Origin of the sequence: Pseudoclavibacter sp. JAI123, assembly GCF_013409665.1 — a bacterium.
Classification (GTDB): domain Bacteria; phylum Actinomycetota; class Actinomycetes; order Actinomycetales; family Microbacteriaceae; genus Pseudoclavibacter.
In genome coordinates, this window is record NZ_JACCCM010000001.1 from 1,726,246 (window position 1) to 1,742,603 (window position 16,358).

Genomic DNA, 16,358 nt, shown 5'->3' on the forward strand with positions numbered 1-16,358 from the left:
TCCAGTCTGTCATCGCCTGAGTCACGATCGAATCTCGAACTGCGACGTGCCGCGGAAACCAGAGCGTCCACTCCGCCTGCTCCCTAGACTGGCGCCACCGATGCGCCCCGACGCATGGAGCGAACGTCAGGATTCACATGCTCGACACACCTTCCCCTGCCGGCGCCGACGCGACGAGCGCCGACGCGCCCACGAAGGCTGCGCAGCAGGATGAACATGGGCGTCACCGTGCGGGCGCTCACCTGCATTCCATCCATGACGACGCACCGGTGGTCACGCGTCGAACGGGGCTGCTCCTCATCGCGGGTGTCGCGGTCGTCGCCGCGGTTGTCGGTGGTCTGAGCGGTGCGCTCATCACGGCGAATCTCATCGGCCAGCCGAATCAGGACGCGCAGCGGCTGACGCAGCCCCTGGGGTCCCCGAGCGAACCGGCGGCCCCGTTGCCTGGCGAGGCGAGTTCCGCGATCGCGTTCGCTGCGCCGAGCGTCGTCACGCTCACCGTGTCCACCCCGACTCGAACCGAGACGGGTTCCGCGGTCGTGTACTCGGGTGATGGGCTCGTCATCACCAACGCGCACGTCGTGACGCTCGACGGCACGGTCTCGGACGCACAGATCACGGCGACCACGAGCGACGGTCGGGTCTTCAGCACGAGCCGCGTCGGGCTCGACGTGCTCGCCGACGTGGCCGTGCTGCGGTTGGACGGTGCGAGCGGCCTTCAGCCGGCGAGGTTCGCGGACTCGGACCAGCTGATCGTCGGGCAGTCGACGATCGTGCTCGGCGCGCCGCTTGGCCTCAATGGCACGGCGACGACGGGTGTCGTGTCGGCGGTCAACCGCAGCATCGAGATCGCGTCGGCGGCGGTTCCGCCGACGGTCGACGAGAACGCCGCGACCGACTCTCCGCTCAGCTCGACGACCGATCCGGGCAAGAGCATCGTCCAGTTGCCTGTCGTCCAGACTGATGCCGCCATCAATCCGGGAAACTCGGGTGGCGCGATGCTCAACGCGAAGGGCGAGGTGATCGGCATCAACGTCGCGATCGCCGGCACGAAGCCCGGCGGCCAGGGGCAGGCGGCCTCCAGCGGCAGCATCGGACTGGGGTTCGCGCTGCCGGCGAACTATGCGGTCCAGATCGCGGCGCAGCTCGCAGATGGCCAGACGCCATCGCATGGTGCGCTGGGCGCGACGGTCCGCAACGCGGCGACGGTCGCGACGAGCGGTCAGAGCATCGTGGGCGCCTACGTGGACAGCGTCGTCGAGAACGGTGCCGCCTCCCTCGCCGGTCTGCGTCGGGGAGACATCGTCACGTACATCGGCACGATCCCGGTGTCGAACGCCAACGACCTGATCGCGCACGTGCGCGTATACGAGGCGGGTGAGGATGCGACCCTGACGGTGGTCCGCCAGGGCGAGGTCATCGAGGTCGAGGTCTCGCTCGACGCTGCGGCCTAGGCTTCCGCGTCTTGGTTCTTGTCTTTCCCGCGGGTGAGGGCGAGTGGGACGTGGAAGAACGGGACCTACTCGGAGGTGTCTTGGTTCTTGTCTTTCCCGCGGGTGAGGGCGAGTGGGACGTGGAAGAACGGGACCTACTCGGAGGTGTCCTGGTTCTTGTCTTTCCCGCGGGTGAGGGCGAGTGGGACGCGGAAGAAGGAGAACGGCCCGCGCGTCAGCGCCTTGTGGTCGTCTCCGGTGTCGTCCTTGGGTGCGGCGTAGGTGGGGTGCAGTTCGATGGGGAAGCTGGAAGGTGCGACGCCGAACGCCTCGCGTGCGGTGCGGACGACCTCGTTGCTGAGCATCCGGTTGCCGGCTCCGCCGATGACGGCGCCGATGCCGAACGGGACGAGTCGTCCGACGGTGCTCGCCGACTGCCGCACGACGAACCTCTTGAGGAACATCGACTGGATGCGTCCGGACAGTTCGCCGACCATGGCGCGGGGGAGGCTCTTCGTCACCATCTCGCCCCAGAAGACCTGCTTGGTCGGGCCTTTCCCGAAGACCTGGCCCGCGAACTGCTGGATGAGGTTCTTGCTCGCTTTGCCGAGCATGAGCGACTGGATGAGGGTGCGTGCGCGGACGGGGTCCGAGATGGGGAGGCCGTGGATCTCGGCGACCGCCTGCCCGAAGAGGGAGGTCATCTCGAGGAATCCGGCGGTCTCGACACCGGTGACGGCGAGCGAGGCGGCGGTTCCGACTCCGGGCACCATGGCGGCGGCACCGGCTGCACCGCCGCTGACGGTGGTCGCGTTGAGGTACTGCTGCTCGATCTTCTTGATGAGCTCGCTCGGCGTCGCGTCAGGGTACTTGCCACGGAGGATGCGGATCTGCCGGACCACGATGGGTCGCTGGATGGCCATGAGGCGGTCGAGCCAGATCTTGTCCTGTTCGCCGGGCGCCGCGCCGGTCTGCTCCTCGCGAGGCGGCAGGGGCGCGTAGGCGGTCGCGTCTGCGGCGTCGTCGAAGCGCTGCGTGCTGGAATCGGACACTTGACCTCCTCGTGGTGGCACCGCCCCGGGTCTTGCAGAGGGCGACGCGAGCAGTGTATGAGGGGCCGCCTGGGGAGAGCTTGAAGCTGGGGCGGCGGCGCGCCACGCCGGATCGTTGGTACGGTTGAGCGATGTCTTCGAAGAGCTCGGACGTCGGCGATGGCACCGCCGACGATGTGAACGAGAGTGCTGCCAGCCCCGACGTGCCGGAGGGCGACGCGAGTCGACCTCAGCCGATCATGGTCGAGGCGATCGTCGTCGACGACACCGTGACCGTCTCCTCGCTGGCAGAGGAGGCGACTGCGGAGCAGGAGACCGGCCTCCCGGCCGCCGTCAGGAACCCGGTGCTGGGTGCCGCGACCGCCGAGGGGCTCTCGACGATGACGCCGGTGACCCGCGTCACGGAGGCTCCGGATCGTGAACTCGGCGACACCGTCCTGTCGGTCAACGGGCTCACGAAGCGCTTCGGTTCGGATGTCGCGGTGAACGATGTCACGTTCGAGGTTCGTCGCGGCTCCTTCACGGGCATCGTTGGACCCAACGGTGCGGGGAAGACGACGACCCTGTCGATGGCGACGGGGTTGCTGAAGCCCACGAGCGGCAACGTGGAGGTCCTCGGCCTCGACGTGTGGAAGAACCCGAAGGCCGCGCATCCGCACATCGGCATCCTGCCCGACCGTCTGCGCCTCTTCGATCAGCTCACGGGTGGGCAGCTTCTCTACTACTCCGGACTCCTTCGGGGGTTGTCGCCTGCTGATTCGCGGGCGCGCACGGAGTCGCTGGTGCACGCGTTCGAGCTCGAATCGGCGGCGAACCGGCTGGTCGTGGACTACTCGGCCGGCATGTCGAAGAAGATCTCGCTCGCCGCGGCACTGATCCACTCGCCGGAGCTTCTGGTGCTCGATGAGCCGTTCGACACGATTGACCCGGTGTCGGCGGGACAGCTCATCGACATCCTCCTCGAGTACGTGCAGCGCGGCGGCACCGTGCTGCTGTCGAGCCACAGCATGGACCTCGTCCAGCGCGTCTGCGACCACGTCGCGGTGATCGTGCGGGGGGAGCTGCTCGCTTCCGGCACCGTCAGTGACGTGCGCGGCAACATCACGCTCGAAGAACGCTTCCGCGACCTGGTCCGCGGCACGCCACAGATGGAGGGGCTGGATTGGCTGGACATCTCCTTCAACTGAAGCTGCAGTCGATCCGCAACGGTGCGCGACGCGACTCGCAGCATCGGGGGGCGTGGATCGGCACGCTGCTGCTCTCGATCGCCCTTGCGGTCTTCGCGGTGCTCACGGTCGTCTCGATGCTGGATTCGGATATCGAGGCGAAGCGCGAGAGTGCGATCATCGTCGGCTCGCTCGTCACGATCGCGACCGGCCTCGTGAGCGTCTTCGTGACGCCTGTCGCGGCCATCGACCCTCGGTCGCTGACCGTCATGGGCTTCTCGCCCCGCCGTTCCGCCTGGCTCGCGCTCGGGACCGCCTTCGTGAGCGTGCCGTCGTTCGCGATCACCATCGTCCTCCTCGCGGGTCTGCTTCTGTGGGCGAGTGCTGGCACGGCGCTCCTGGTCGGCGTGGTCGGGTCTGCAGTGGTGCTCGCGACGCTGGTCGTGCTCTCCCGCCTGGCTGGGCTCGTGGGTGAGGATCTGCGGGCCAGGCGGCTGGTCAGCGATGCTCGCGCCGCCCTCGTCCTGGTGCTGCTCCTGCTCGCCTCGCCGCTCGTCTTCGTGGCCGTATCCGTCGACTGGCAGCTCGGTCAGCACGAGGCGATCAGCGCCGCGCTCGAGGTGCTCTCGCTGTCCCCGATCGCCGCACCGTGGGCCGCCGCGGCCAGCGCCGCCGGGGGAGACCTGCAGCTCGCGTTCGCGCAGCTCGGCATCGGCGCCGCGACCCTCCTCGTCCTGCTCGTCCTCTGGCAGGTCATAGCCGGTCGGGTCGCGTCGGCGGCACTCGGCGGTGACGAGACCGAGCTGGTCGACCTCGGCGTGTTCGGTGCGTTCGGTCGGTCGCCGGCCCTCGTCGTCGCCGCCCGCACGGTCACGTACTGGATGCGCGACCCGCGGTACGTCGTCGTGAACGTCTCGATCATCCTCATCCCGCTTCTCGCGCTCATCCCGCTCGCTGTCGTCGGCGTCGAGCCGAGGCATCTCGCGCTCCTGCCGCTGCCGCTGCTGGCGTTCTTCATCGGGTGGACGCTCCACAACGACCTCGCCTTCGACGGCTCGGCGGTGTGGATGCACGTGACGAGCGGCATGTCGGGGCTATCAGACCGCTTCGGTCGCGCCCTGCCGACCCTGGTGTTCGGCTCAGTCGTCGTTCTGCTCGGTGCGGTCATCACGTGGCTGATCGTCGGCGACTGGGGCACGATCCTCGCGCTCGTCGGGCTCTCGCTCGGTCTGCTGTTCTCGGCGACCGGGTTCTCGAGCATCGGCAGCGTGCTGCACCCGTATCCGGTGGCGCGCCCGGGCGACTCGCCGTTCAGCCAGCCGGTCCGCTCCTGGGGGTCCGGCGTGTTCTGGCACCCGACGACCGGCTTCATCGCGATCCTGCTCATGGGCCCCGCCGTCTACGCGGGCCTCGTGGCGCTCAACGGCGGCGAGTCGTGGTGGAACTTCGTGGCTCTCGGCTGGGGTCTTGTCGTCGGGCTCCTCGTGCTGCTCGTCGGCCTGCTGGCCGGAGCTCGCCAGTTCGAGCGTCGTTCGAGCGAGATCATGGCCTTCGCGCAGAGCGCGTAGACCTCGGCTGTTCTTCGAGAGGCGTCACCGGGTCGTGCATCCGGTGACGCCTCTGTTTTGCGCTCTAAGATGTTCGGCATGACGTTCTCCAGCACCCCAACCGGCCCGGGTGGGCCAGACGAGACCGGCGGCGGCACGGCGATCCTCGATCGCGAGCTCGAGAAGCTCCTCAACGAGGAGCAGACCGACGACCCCGGCGACCACGACAAGTTCTCGCACTACGTGCGCAAGGAGAAGATCCTCGAGTCGGCAGTGACGGGCAAGCCCGTGCGCGCGCTGTGCGGGAAGAAATGGCTGCCGAACAGCAACCCCGACCGCTTCCCGGTCTGCCCGAACTGCAAGGCCGTGTACGAGAAGATGAAGGGCTGAGAACCCTCACCGGTGTCGTCGGCTTCTGCCGGATGCACAACGGCCGCGAACCCGGAGACGGGTCGCGGCCGTTGTGCGTGGTGGCGTGGCTGGAATCAGACCCAGACGGTCTCGCGGCCGTCCTGCTCGACGAACACGGTGGGCAGCGCCGCTTCACCGGCGTGGAGGCGGAGGGCACCGATCGGCAGCTCGTCGATGGCCGTTCGGTGGTGCTCGCGGGCGCGCTGCACGCCGGCCTCGCCGGTGAATTCATCGTTGATGACGCCGTCGACGACGAGGTCGACGAGCAGGGACCTGTCGCTCTTGTCGGAGACGGGTGGTGCGCCGATGCCGACGACCTCGGCTTCCGCCACGCCGTGCTCGTCGCGGCGGCGGACGGGGAACTTCTCGCCGCCGACGCTCGCCTTGCCAGCGGAGCGCTTCGCGACGGAAACCCAGTCGCCGTCTTCACCGCGGCGGGCGACGAGCTTGTAGACCATGCCGGAGGCGACGGCGCCGGAGCCGGTGACGACGCTCGTGCCGACCCCGAAGGAGTCGACCGGGCTCGCGCCGAGGCCGGCGATGGCGAACTCGTCGAGGTCGTTGGTGACCGTGATGCTCGTCTCGGTGTTGCCGAGCTCGTCGAGCTGCGCGCGCACCTCCGCGACGAGTGTGGGGAGGTCGCCGGAGTCGAGGCGGACGCCGCCGAGCTCGCGCCCCGCGACCTCCACGGCGAGCCGGACTCCTTCCCGGACGTCGTACGTGTCGACGAGGAGGGTCGTGCCTGCGCCGAGCGTCGCGACCTGCGAGGCGAATGCCTCGCGCTCGGAGTCGTGCAGGAGCGTGAAGGAGTGCGCGGCGGTTCCCATCGTCGGGACGCCCCAGCTGCGGCCCGCCTCGAGGTTGCTCGTCGCCTTGAAGCCCGCGATGTAGGCGGCGCGCGACGCGGCGACCGCCGAGCGCTCGCCCGTGCGGCGTGATCCCATCTCGGCGAGCGGGCGTCCGCGGGCGACCGAGACCATGCGTGCTGCGGCGGAGGCGACGGCGCAGTCGTAGTTGTAGATGCTGAGCAGCAGCGTCTCGAGGATGACACCCTCGGCGAAGCTCGACCGGACCTCGAGGATGGGGGAGCCGGGGAAGTAGATCTCGCCTTCGCGGTAGCCGCGGATCGTGCCGGAGAACCGGTAGTTCGCGAGCCAGTCGAGGGTCTCGGGCGAGACGATGGAGTGCGCACGCAGGTGCTCGAGCTCCGCGTCACCGAAGCGGAAGTCGCGCAGCAGCTCGAGCGCGCGGCCCACCCCCGCCACGACCCCGTAGCGGCGTCCGCTCGGCAGTCGCCTCCCGAAGAGCTCGAAGACGCTGTCACGATCGGCGGTGCCCGCGTGGATCGCGGCATCGATCATCGTGAACTCGTACTGGTCGGTGAGGAAGCCGGTGGACGGGCGTTCGGAAGTCACCGCCCCAGCCTAGGCCCCACCGTGGGGAGCGCACGCGATCTCGGCGCGCGCATCCACGCTCGAAGGTGCCTGGGAGTAGACTCGGCACCCATGAGCGAGGCACCGATCGGCGTATTTGACTCTGGTGTCGGCGGGCTGACGGTGGCGAGGGAGATCCGGGCGCAGCTGCCGGGGGAGTCGCTCCTCTACGTCGGTGACACCGAGCACACGCCGTACGGACCGAAGCCGATCGCCGACGTCCGGCGCCTGTCGCTCGCGATCCTCGACGAGCTTGTCGAGCAGGACGTGAAGATGCTTGTGATCGCCTGCAACACGGCCTCTGCCGCCGTGCTGCGGGATGCCCGCGAGCGGTACGACGTGCCCGTCGTCGAGGTCATCGCCCCCGCCGTCCGCGCAGCCGTCAGCGCCACCCACAACAACCGCATCGGCGTGCTCGGCACCGAGGCGACCGTGTCATCTCGCGCCTACGACGACGCCTTCGCGGCGGCCCCTCACCTCGAGATCTTCTCGCAGGCCTGCCCGATGTTCGTCGAGTACGTCGAACGCGGCGACACGACGAGTCCCGAGCTCGTCCGCTACGCCGAGGAGTACCTCGCCCCCATCAAGGCCGCTGGCGTCGACACGGTGGTGCTCGGATGCACGCACTACCCGTTCCTGAAGGGTGTGCTCGGCTACGTGCTCGGCCCGGGCGTCCGCCTCGTGTCGAGCGACGTCGAGACGGCCCAGGACGTGTACCGAGTCCTCGCCTCCAACGGGCTGCTCAACTCGAGCGGGCGCGCCCCGCAGTACTCGTACCGCGCGACTGGCGAGAACACGGAGGCGTTCGTGAACCTCGCCGGCCGCTTCCTCGGGCCCGATGTTCGCCACGTCGAGCGCCTCATGACGGAGGCCATCAACCTGCCGCCGTCGATGCGCCGCGCCTGACGCATCCGCCCGCCAGCTCCCACCGCTTTCCCGTACCCATCAGACTCCTTGGAGGACCAATGACCGAAGCACGCGCAGACGGCCGCACCCACGACCAGCTCCGCCCCGTGACGATCGAGAAGGGCTGGAGCGAGCAGGCAGAGGGCTCCGCCCTCATCTCGTTCGGGAAGACGAAGGTGCTCTGCACGGCGTCGTTCACGCCCGGCGTGCCGCGCTGGCTGAAGGGCCAGGGCAAGGGCTGGGTCACGGCCGAGTACGCGATGCTCCCGCGAGCCACGAACGACCGCAACAGCCGCGAGTCGGTCAAGGGCAAGATCGGCGGGCGCACGCACGAGATCTCGCGTCTCGTTGGGCGCTCCCTGCGGGCAGCCGTCGACATGTCCGCGCTTGGAGAGAACACGATCGTCATCGACTGCGACGTGCTGCAGGCCGATGGCGGCACCCGCACGGCAGCGATCACGGGCGCCTACGTGGCGCTCGCGCAGTCCATCGAATGGGCGAAGGCCAACAAGCACGTTCCGGCGAAGGCCGACGTGCTCACGCGTTCCATCGCCGCGATCTCGGTGGGCATCGTCGACGGCGTTCCGCTGCTCGACCTCGCCTACGTGGAGGACGTACGGGCTGGCACGGACATGAACGTCGTCGCGACCGGCGACGGCAAGCTCATCGAGGTGCAGGGCACCGCCGAGGGGCAGCCGTTCGACCGCGAGGAGCTCGACCGTCTCCTCGACATCGCCCTCGCGGGCACCGCGACGCTCACCGAGCTGCAGAACGAGGCGCTCACGGCATGAGCGAGCCCGTCCGGGTCGTCCTCGCCTCCCACAACGCGCACAAGCTGGTCGAGCTGCGGCGCATCCTCGGCAACCAGCTCGACGGCATCGAGCTCGTCTCCTACGACGGGCCAGAGCCACGCGAGACCGGTCTGAGCTTCGAGGCCAACGCGCTGCTGAAGGCCCGCGCCGCCGCCGAGCACACGGGGCTCCCGGCGCTCGCCGACGACTCCGGCATCTCGGTGGATGTGCTGGGCGGGTCGCCCGGCATCTTCTCCGCCCGGTGGTCCGGGCCAGCGAAGGACGCCACCGAGAACCTCGAGCTGCTGCTCTGGCAGCTGAGCGACGTCTCGCATCCGCACCGCACGGCCCAGTTCGTCGCCGCGGCTGCACTTGTCGTGCCGGCCACAGCTTCATCGACGGGCGAGGAACAGAGCGAGGCCGTGCTGGGTGTGTGGCCCGGTCGCATCCTGGAGCAGCGGAGCGGGGACCACGGCTTCGGCTACGACCCGATCTTCCAGCCCGATGGGGCGGAAGGTTCGGCGGCCGACCTCACCGACGCGGAGAAGGACGCCGCGAGCCACCGCCGTCGCGCCTTCGACGCGCTCGCGCCCAAGCTGCGCACCGCCCTCGGTCTCGAATAGCGACTCGGGATGGCAAACTCGCTTCGTGCTGGAGAACGTTCCAGCACGAAGCGAGTTCGCCATCCCGAGCTTTTCGGGTTGCCGTCGGTGACGACGACGAGCCCGTGTCAGAGGAGCGAGCTCGCCTCGGTGAGCACGCCGCGCAGCGTCTGCTCGATCTCGTCGAACTCGGCCTGGCCGATCGTGAGGGGCGGGGCGAGCTGGATGACGGGGTCGCCGCGGTCGTCGGCGCGGCAGTACAGGCCGGCGTCGAAGAGCGCCTTCGAGAGGAAGCCGCGGAGCAGGCGCTCTGACTCCTCGTCGTTGAAGGTCTCGCGCGTGTCCTTGTCCTTGACGAGCTCGATGCCGAAGAAGTAGCCGTCGCCGCGCACGTCGCCGACGATCGGGATGTCGAGGAGCTTCTCGAGGGCAGCACGGAAGTGCGGCGAGTTCTCCTTGACGTTCTGCGTGAGCCGCTCCTCCTCGAAGATCCTGAGATTCTCGAGCGCCACGGCCGCCGACACCGGGTGGCCGCCGAACGTGTAGCCGTGCGAGAACGACGTCTGGCCGTGCTTGAACGGCTCGTAGATGCGGTCGCTGACGATGGTGGCGCCGATTGGCGAGTAGCCGCTTGTCATGCCCTTGGCGCACGTGATCATGTCGGGCTGGATGTCGTAGGTCGTCGATGCGAACATGTCGCCGATCCGGCCGAAGCCCGTGATGACCTCGTCGGCGACGAGCAGCACGTCGTACTTCGTGCAGATCTCCCGCACGCGCTGGAAGTAGCCAGGGGGAGGCGTGAAGCATCCGCCCGAGTTCTGGACGGGCTCGAGGAACACGGCGGCGACCGTCTCGGGGCCTTCGAAGAGGATCATCTCCTCGATGCGGTTCGCGGCCCACTGGCCGAACTCGACGAGGTTGTCGCCGTGCTCCGGTGCACGGTAGAAGTTGGTGTTCGGCACGCGGAAGCCGCCGGGGGTGAGGGGCTCGAACATCGCCTTCATGGCGGGGATGCCCGTGATCGCCAGTGCACCCTGCGGCGTGCCGTGGTAGGCCACCGAGCGAGAGATGACCTTGTGCTTGGTGGGCTTGCCCTGCAGCTTCCAGTAGTACTTGGCCAGCTTGAAGGCGGTCTCGACGGCTTCGCCGCCGCCCGTCGAGAAGAAGACGCGGTTGAGGTCACCAGGTGCGTAGTCGGCGAGGCGATCGGCGAGCTCGATGGCGTTCGGGTGCGCGTACGACCAGATGGGGAAGAACGCGAGCTCGGCGGCCTGCTTGGCGGCGGTCTCGGCGAGACGCGTGCGGCCGTGTCCCGCGTTGACGACGAAGAGGCCGGAGAGGCCGTCGAAGTACTTCTTGCCCTTCGAGTCCCAGATGTGGTGCCCGTCGCCCTTGACGATGATCGGCACGCCGGCGCCGTCTTCCATCACGGACTGGCGCGAGAAGTGCATCCAGAGGTGGTCTTTCGCCTTCTGTTGCAGGTCGGCTTCGTTGAACTCGGTCATCGTCGATGCTCCTTCGCAGTGCTGGTACTGGAACCGTACCCGTTGGTCGGGGGAGACGGACCAGACAGTCTGTCGAGTCGGAGGAGCCTGACACTCCAGTGCGGAAGGCGGGACTTGAACCCGCACGCTCGAAAGCACAGGAACCTAAATCCTGCGTGTCTGCCAATTTCACCACTCCCGCGGGCATGGGCGAACCCGTGTGCGGGAACCAGTCTAGGGCGGGAGTGACAGCCCTCGAATTCGGGGCGCGTCATCGGAGGCCGACAGGCGGCGGGCGCGGCTACCCCAGGAGCGCCTGGATCGTGAGTGCGATCGCTGCGCCGAGGATGCACAGGCCGATGGCTCCGCCGGCAGTCCACAGTCCGATCAGCACGGACCTGCTCAGGCCAGGCTTCAGACCGAGCTCCTGCCCGATCGCCGTGATGCGGGCGCGTTCCTCCTCCGGGCTGAACGCCACCTCGAACCCGCCCGGTGCAAGGCCGAGCTGGATGACCCGGCCGTACTTCACCCGACCCGACTGGAAGGACATCGAGAAGCCGACTCGCGGGACCATCCCGGACACCCCTGCGCTCCAGCTGATCCGGCGGAGGGTGTCGTTGATGCTGAACTTCCCAGCACGCTCGTTGACCCGAACGTTGTAGGTGATGCTGTCGCGAACGTCGTTGACGGCGAGGATGCTCACCCATCGGGCATCTGCGAGCGCGAACCCGACGTAGAATCCGCCTGGCACGCGCACGACCGCCAAGGGCTTGTCGGCGAGTTCGGCTTCGACGAGGTCGGCGAATCGTTCGGTGGTGGGCACCGGCTCAGCGTAGCCGTGCGTGGACCGTCGGGGTGCGGTCTGCGAAGGAGCCGGCGACTCATGCTCTGTGAGCTGGATGAGCGCCGGTGTCCCGTGACACGTGGTCGGCCGTTTCCCTGCATTTGCTGGCCTGTGGATAACTTCTGCGGGGTTCTCTGGTTTTCGGCATGCTGACGGCGTGAGCATCGCGGTAAGCACCATCACCGACCGAATCCGTCGTCGGGTCCTGCTGGAGGGCATCGACCTCGGCGGCGACCGCGCACGGGCCGCGGACATCGCACGGGAAGAGGTGCGCGGCTACGCCGAGGAGGCCCTCGGGTCCTCGTTGCCGCTCGTGCACGACGAGGAGTCGACGACGCGCGAGGTCCTCGCGCGGGTCACCGGCTTCGGCGTGCTCCAGCCGTACCTCGACGATCCGGAGATCGAGGAGATCTGGATCAACGCCCCGTCACGCGTGTTCGTCGCGCGCGGCGGCGTCCCCGAGCTCACGCCGACGGTCGTCCCCGAGGGCGACCTGCGCGACCTCATCGAGCGGATGCTCCAGTCGAGCGGCCGGCGCGTCGACCTGTCTTCCCCATTCGTCGACGCTTCCCTCCCCAACGGCGAACGCCTGCACGTGGCTGTGCCGGAGGTGACGCGCCGGTACCCGTCGGTGAACATCAGGAAGTTCACGCGCCGCATCCGCGATCTCTCTCACCTCGTCGAGCGAGAGGCGCTCACCGCCCAGGCGGCGGAGTTCCTGCAGCTCGCGGTCCTGGCCGGATGCAACATCCTCGTCTCCGGCGCCACGCACACGGGCAAGACGACCATGATCAATGCGCTCCTCTCCTCCGTGCGCAGCGAAGAGCGCATCGTCACCGTCGAGGAGACATTCGAACTCGATCTCGTCGCGCGCGACGTGGTCGCGCTGCAGTGCAGGCAGGCGAACCTCGAGGGCACCGGGGAGATCACCCTTCGCCGACTCATCAAAGAGGCGCTTCGGATGCGACCCGACTGGCTTGTGGTCGGCGAGGTGCGGGAAGCCGAGAGCCTCGACCTGCTGATCGCCCTCAACAGCGGTATGCCGGGCATCTGCAGCATCCACGCCAACTCGGCTCGGGACGCGCTCATCAAGCTGTCGACGCTGCCGCTCCTGGCTGGGCGCAACATCGACAGCGCGTTCGTCGTGCCGACGGTCGCCAGCTGCATCGACCTCGTGGTGCACCTGGAGATGACTGCCTCGGGGACTCGACACGTGGGCGAGATCCTCGCACCCACGGGTGTCGCCACGGGCCAGGTCATCGAGGCGGCGACGCTCTTCCGCCGCGGTCGCGGGCAGCTCGAATCCACGGGGTCACCGCCGCCACGCATCGCGAAGTACGAGGCGCACGGTCTCGATGCTGCTCGGATTCTGCGGAGGTCGCTGTGAACGTGCTGCTCGCGCTCGTCATGGGAGCGGGTGTCTCCAGCATCGTGAGTGCGTGGCTCTGGCCCCCGAGCGCCGAGCGCGTCGAGGTCCGTGGCTCCCGCATCGACGACTTCCGCGCAGATTTGAGGCGCGCAGGCTTCGAACGTGTTCCGGTGGCCGTGTTCGCGGGCGCCGCCGTTGTCCTCGGCCTCACGCTCGGCGCCGCCGGACTTGCGCTCACCGGTGTGTTCGCTGTTGCTGTGCTGGCCTTCCTGGCGGGCTGCGCCGGTCCTTTCCTGATCGTCCGAATGCGTTCCGTGCAGCGGCGCAGCCGCAACCGTCTCGTCTGGCCGGATGTCATCGACCATCTCGTCGCTTCCGTCCGGTCCGGCGTCGCCCTGCCGGAGGGAGTCGCGAGCCTCGCGGAGTCTGGCCCGACCGTGCTACGGGAGGACTTCGCCGCCTTCACGAGGCAGTACCGCCTCACGGGAAGCTTCCGGGTCGCGCTGGACGACCTCAAGGAACGGCTCGCAGACCCAACCGCCGACCGCATCCTCGAAACACTCCGCATGTCCAGGGACGTCGGCGGTGCCGAACTCCCCACGGTGCTCAAGAGCCTCGGCAGCTACCTCCGTGAGGAGCAAGCGGTGCGCCACGAAGTCGAGGCGAAGCAGTCCTGGGTCATGAACGCCGCCAAGCTCGGATCCGCCGCACCCTGGATCGTCCTGCTCATGCTGGGCACGCGGCCGGAGGCCGCCGCCGCATTCAACAGCTACGAAGGCGCCGTCGTCATCCTCATCGGCCTCGGGACGACAGTCCTCGCCTACCTCGTGATGCTCCGGATTGCGAAGCTGAAGGACGACCGCAGGTGGTTCGCATGAACGAGACCCTCGGCTGGGCCGTCCTATGCGGACTCGGTCTGGGCATCGGCCTCTGGACGATGCTCGCCGCCGTGCCCCGACTCTCCAGACCGAATCTCGCCGAACGCCTCGCACCGCACCTCCTCGACGTGTCGGCAGCCGCTCGCGCCGACGTGCAGAAGACCGCGACCGACCCGCTCCCCGTCCTCGGCACCCTCGCCGCCCCGCTCATGGCGAAGGGGCGCGCACTACTCGGCGAAGTTCTCGGCGGCAACGACCGCATCATCGGCCAGCTTCGCCAAAGCGGCTCCTCCGCCAGCGTCGAACGCTTCCGAGCCGAACAGCTCACCTGGGGGCTGGTCGCGGCAGGAATCGGACTCGCCACAGCCCTGATGCTCGGCGTGACCCGAGGGATGCCGGTCATCGCCCAGATCCTGCTTCCCCTCCTCCTCGGCGGCGTCGGAATCTTCGCCCGTGACCAGGCACTCGGGCGTGCAGCGCACCGCCGGCATCGGCAAGTGGCCAGCGAGTTCCCGACCGTGATCGAGTTCCTCTCCCTCAGCATCTCGGCCGGCGAGGGAGTCTTCGACAGCCTCAGGCGCGTCGCGAGCGTCAGCACCGGCGAACTGGCCAAGGAATTCGCACGCGTCGTCCACCACGTGAACACGGGCGTCTCGCTCGCCGACGCGCTCCACGAGATGACCAGGGGCGTCAAGTACCTGCCACTCGACCGCTGCGTCGAGCACATGATCTCCGCACTGGAACGCGGCGCGCCCCTCGTCGAAGTGCTCCGCGCTCAGGCAAGCGACGCCCGAGAGCTCGGGAAGCGCGAGCTCCTCGAAGCGGCGGGGCGCAAAGAAGTGCAGATGCTCGTCCCGCTGATCTTCCTCATCCTGCCCACCACCATCCTGTTCGCGCTCTACCCGGCAGTCTTCGTGCTCCGCACGAGCTTCTAGAGCCCCACCCGAAAGGCACGACCATGCAGTTCCTGCACGCACTCCGAACCAGAGCCGCCTCCGAACGCGGAGACGTCCCCGGCTGGGTCTTGATCACGATCATGTCCGCCGGAATCGTCATCCTTCTCTGGACCGTCGCCGGCGACCTCCTCGTCAACGTGTTCGAGAACGCCATCACCCGAGTCAGTGACTTCAGCTGACAAGCCGGTCCGCTCACGCCGACCCATGATCCGAGACGACCGAGGGTCGGCGGTCGCCGAGTGGGTCATGGTCTCGGCGATGCTCGTGCTGCTCACCGTGACCGTCCTGCAGATCGGCTTCGCGTTGCACGTGCGCACAACGCTCCTCGATGCGGCAGGAGAGGGCGCGAGGCATGCGGGACTCTTCGGTGCCGGTCTCGAAGCGGGCGAGGAACGAGCCGCAGACCTCATCGCCATGAGCATCGGCGGCGGGTACGCCGAGTCCGTGGTGGCGAGCACGACCGAGCTCGACGGGGCCCCCGTCGTCGCCGTCACCGTGCGCTCGCCGCTTCCGCTCATCGGCCTCCTCGGGTTGCCGGACGCGCTGGAGGTGACCGGACATGCCCCGCAGGAGACGCTGGATGCCGAGTGACGATCGCGGGTCGGCCTCGCTCGAGTTCCTGACACTCGGCACACTGCTGATCGTGCCACTCGCCTACCTCATGCTCACGCTCTCCGCGCTGCAGGGCGCGAGCATCGCCGGAGAGTCGGCGGCGAGAAGCGCGGCACGTCTGCTGGCGTCCGACCCCGAGTCGGTCGAGACGCAGGCGCTCGCCGCGGCGGCGATCGACCTCGCCGCTGCCGACCACGGCTTCGAGGCCGGCACCGTCGCACAGCACGTCGAATGCAGCAGCACGGCCGGTGCCTGCCAGGCAGCGGGTGCCGTCGTCTCCGTCACCGTCACGATCGACGTGCCCCTGCCGTTCGCGCCGAACCTGACCGGGGAAGCAGCTCCGCTGTCCATCCCGACCAGCGCCACGGCCTCGTTCGCCGTCACCAGGTTCGGGCTCTCCTCGTGACGGGCGCTCGAGCACGACTGCGCGACAGCCTGCGCCGGATGCACGGCGAGCGCGGCAGCGTGCTCCCGCTCATCCTGGTCTTCCTCATGATCGGGCTCACCGCCGCCTACGTGCTGGTCGCCGCCACGTCGCTGTCCATCGAGCGCAAGCGACTCCTCACGATCGCGGACGCGGTGGCGCTCTCCGCCTCGGAGAGCTTCGCGGCGGCGGACGTCACCTTCGTCGATGCTGAGCTGCAGCCGGTCCTCGACCCCACGAAGGTGCACGAACGCGCCCTCGCGACGCTCGAGGACCTCGCCGGGGCGAGCCCGGACAGCGTTGCGCTCGTCTCCGCGTCGACGCCAGACGGCGTCACGGCCGCCGTCGTCATCACCGGCCACTGGACCCCGCCCCTCACCCATGCGCTGCTCCCATCCGGGCTCGAGATCACCGTCTCCAGTGACGCCAGGGTGGTGCTCTCCTGACGCC

18 protein-coding genes and 1 tRNA gene are annotated in these 16,358 nt (G+C 68.5%); 14 read left to right on the forward strand and 5 right to left on the reverse strand.

Annotation, left to right across the window (positions count from 1 at the left end; translation table 11 throughout):
* Positions 1-137 precede the first annotated feature (137 nt).
* A complete protein-coding gene (locus tag HDC34_RS08100) occupies positions 138-1,454 on the forward strand; it encodes a S1C family serine protease (protein ID WP_179556500.1) in 1,317 nt (438 codons plus the stop codon).
* Positions 1,455-1,588: 134 nt separating this feature from the next.
* Here the strand turns inward: HDC34_RS08100 and HDC34_RS08105 are convergent, their stop codons facing one another.
* Positions 1,589-2,485 carry a hypothetical protein gene (locus tag HDC34_RS08105; RefSeq protein WP_179556501.1) on the reverse strand — a complete coding sequence of 299 codons (897 nt, stop codon included), beginning with the start codon at positions 2,483-2,485 and terminating at the stop codon, positions 1,589-1,591.
* Between the two features lie 131 nt (positions 2,486-2,616).
* Between HDC34_RS08105 and HDC34_RS08110 the strand changes: the two genes are divergently transcribed.
* From HDC34_RS08110 to HDC34_RS08120, 3 genes are all read left to right on the forward strand, one after another.
* Complete coding sequence (locus HDC34_RS08110) at positions 2,617-3,672, forward strand: ABC transporter ATP-binding protein (RefSeq protein ID WP_306455467.1); 1,056 nt, start codon at positions 2,617-2,619, stop codon at positions 3,670-3,672.
* Positions 3,648-5,219 carry a hypothetical protein gene (locus HDC34_RS08115; RefSeq protein ID WP_179556502.1) on the forward strand — a complete coding sequence of 524 codons (1,572 nt, stop codon included), beginning with the start codon at positions 3,648-3,650 and terminating at the stop codon, positions 5,217-5,219. Before HDC34_RS08110 ends, HDC34_RS08115 begins: the two co-directional genes overlap by 25 nt.
* A gap of 78 nt (positions 5,220-5,297) precedes the next feature.
* On the forward strand, positions 5,298-5,588 hold the full coding sequence (locus HDC34_RS08120) for a DUF3039 domain-containing protein (protein ID WP_104312608.1): 291 nt from the start codon (positions 5,298-5,300) through the stop codon (positions 5,586-5,588).
* A 95-nt stretch (positions 5,589-5,683) separates the two neighbouring features.
* Here the strand turns inward: HDC34_RS08120 and HDC34_RS08125 are convergent, their stop codons facing one another.
* Complete coding sequence (locus HDC34_RS08125; protein WP_179556503.1) at positions 5,684-7,024, reverse strand: nicotinate phosphoribosyltransferase; 1,341 nt, start codon at positions 7,022-7,024, stop codon at positions 5,684-5,686.
* Positions 7,025-7,114: 90 nt separating this feature from the next.
* Here HDC34_RS08125 and murI point away from each other — a divergent pair, with 90 nt between their 5' ends.
* The 3 genes from murI to rdgB are packed head-to-tail and all read left to right on the forward strand — an operon-like array spanning position 7,115 to position 9,362.
* Positions 7,115-7,948, forward strand: coding sequence for a glutamate racemase (gene murI / locus HDC34_RS08130; RefSeq protein ID WP_104253596.1), 834 nt, complete (start codon positions 7,115-7,117; stop codon positions 7,946-7,948).
* A 59-nt stretch (positions 7,949-8,007) separates the two neighbouring features.
* Positions 8,008-8,739: a ribonuclease PH gene (gene rph, locus HDC34_RS08135; RefSeq protein ID WP_179556504.1), complete on the forward strand. Its 732-nt coding sequence runs from the start codon at positions 8,008-8,010 to the stop codon at positions 8,737-8,739.
* Positions 8,736-9,362, forward strand: coding sequence for an RdgB/HAM1 family non-canonical purine NTP pyrophosphatase (rdgB, locus tag HDC34_RS08140; protein ID WP_179556505.1), 627 nt, complete (start codon positions 8,736-8,738; stop codon positions 9,360-9,362). Before rph ends, rdgB begins: the two co-directional genes overlap by 4 nt.
* 107 nt (positions 9,363-9,469) lie before the next feature.
* Here rdgB and HDC34_RS08145 read toward each other — a convergent pair whose 3' ends face one another.
* From HDC34_RS08145 to HDC34_RS08155, 3 genes are all read right to left on the reverse strand, one after another.
* Positions 9,470-10,846 carry an aspartate aminotransferase family protein gene (locus HDC34_RS08145; RefSeq protein WP_179556506.1) on the reverse strand — a complete coding sequence of 459 codons (1,377 nt, stop codon included), beginning with the start codon at positions 10,844-10,846 and terminating at the stop codon, positions 9,470-9,472.
* A 99-nt stretch (positions 10,847-10,945) separates the two neighbouring features.
* Positions 10,946-11,027 (reverse strand) — tRNA-Leu (locus HDC34_RS08150).
* A 99-nt stretch (positions 11,028-11,126) separates the two neighbouring features.
* Positions 11,127-11,648 (reverse strand): hypothetical protein, encoded by a 522-nt coding sequence (locus HDC34_RS08155; RefSeq protein WP_179556507.1) that lies wholly within the window; start codon positions 11,646-11,648, stop codon positions 11,127-11,129.
* 178 nt (positions 11,649-11,826) lie between these two features.
* On the opposite strand from HDC34_RS08155, the gene HDC34_RS08160 reads away from it, so the two are divergent.
* From HDC34_RS08160 to HDC34_RS08190, 7 genes are read left to right on the forward strand one after another with little or no spacing between them, the layout of a single operon-like run.
* On the forward strand, positions 11,827-13,056 hold the full coding sequence (locus HDC34_RS08160; protein WP_179556508.1) for a CpaF family protein: 1,230 nt from the start codon (positions 11,827-11,829) through the stop codon (positions 13,054-13,056).
* Positions 13,053-13,916 (forward strand): type II secretion system F family protein, encoded by an 864-nt coding sequence (locus tag HDC34_RS08165; RefSeq protein ID WP_179556509.1) that lies wholly within the window; start codon positions 13,053-13,055, stop codon positions 13,914-13,916. The genes HDC34_RS08160 and HDC34_RS08165 overlap by 4 nt, the downstream gene beginning before the upstream one ends.
* On the forward strand, positions 13,913-14,851 hold the full coding sequence (locus HDC34_RS08170; protein ID WP_179556510.1) for a type II secretion system F family protein: 939 nt from the start codon (positions 13,913-13,915) through the stop codon (positions 14,849-14,851). The genes HDC34_RS08165 and HDC34_RS08170 overlap by 4 nt, the downstream gene beginning before the upstream one ends.
* A gap of 23 nt (positions 14,852-14,874) precedes the next feature.
* Complete coding sequence (locus HDC34_RS08175) at positions 14,875-15,051, forward strand: hypothetical protein (RefSeq protein ID WP_167516480.1); 177 nt, start codon at positions 14,875-14,877, stop codon at positions 15,049-15,051.
* Positions 15,052-15,076: 25 nt separating this feature from the next.
* On the forward strand, positions 15,077-15,463 hold the full coding sequence (locus HDC34_RS08180) for a TadE family protein (RefSeq protein WP_218854926.1): 387 nt from the start codon (positions 15,077-15,079) through the stop codon (positions 15,461-15,463).
* Positions 15,453-15,890 (forward strand): hypothetical protein, encoded by a 438-nt coding sequence (locus tag HDC34_RS08185; RefSeq protein ID WP_104312254.1) that lies wholly within the window; start codon positions 15,453-15,455, stop codon positions 15,888-15,890. Before HDC34_RS08180 ends, HDC34_RS08185 begins: the two co-directional genes overlap by 11 nt.
* Before the next feature lie 38 nt (positions 15,891-15,928).
* Positions 15,929-16,354, forward strand: a complete 426-nt coding sequence (locus HDC34_RS08190; RefSeq protein ID WP_179556511.1) for a hypothetical protein — start codon at positions 15,929-15,931, stop codon at positions 16,352-16,354.
* Positions 16,355-16,358 lie beyond the last annotated feature (4 nt).

Bases quoted from the DNA above. Each gene is read 5' to 3' on its own strand.
- HDC34_RS08100 (WP_179556500.1), top strand. From the start codon at position 138: ATGCTCGACACACCTTCCCCTGCCGGCGCCGACGCGACGAGCGCCGAC.
- HDC34_RS08110 (WP_306455467.1), top strand. From the start codon at position 2,617: ATGTCTTCGAAGAGCTCGGACGTCGGCGATGGCACCGCCGACGATGTG.
- HDC34_RS08120 (WP_104312608.1), top strand. From the start codon at position 5,298: ATGACGTTCTCCAGCACCCCAACCGGCCCGGGTGGGCCAGACGAGACC.
- murI (WP_104253596.1), top strand. From the start codon at position 7,115: ATGAGCGAGGCACCGATCGGCGTATTTGACTCTGGTGTCGGCGGGCTG.
- rph (WP_179556504.1), top strand. From the start codon at position 8,008: ATGACCGAAGCACGCGCAGACGGCCGCACCCACGACCAGCTCCGCCCC.
- rdgB (WP_179556505.1), top strand. From the start codon at position 8,736: ATGAGCGAGCCCGTCCGGGTCGTCCTCGCCTCCCACAACGCGCACAAG.
- HDC34_RS08145 (WP_179556506.1), bottom strand. From the start codon at position 10,846: ATGACCGAGTTCAACGAAGCCGACCTGCAACAGAAGGCGAAAGACCAC.
- HDC34_RS08170 (WP_179556510.1), top strand. From the start codon at position 13,913: ATGAACGAGACCCTCGGCTGGGCCGTCCTATGCGGACTCGGTCTGGGC.
- HDC34_RS08175 (WP_167516480.1), top strand. From the start codon at position 14,875: ATGCAGTTCCTGCACGCACTCCGAACCAGAGCCGCCTCCGAACGCGGA.
- HDC34_RS08180 (WP_218854926.1), top strand. From the start codon at position 15,077: ATGATCCGAGACGACCGAGGGTCGGCGGTCGCCGAGTGGGTCATGGTC.
- HDC34_RS08185 (WP_104312254.1), top strand. From the start codon at position 15,453: ATGCCGAGTGACGATCGCGGGTCGGCCTCGCTCGAGTTCCTGACACTC.
- HDC34_RS08190 (WP_179556511.1), top strand. From the start codon at position 15,929: ATGCACGGCGAGCGCGGCAGCGTGCTCCCGCTCATCCTGGTCTTCCTC.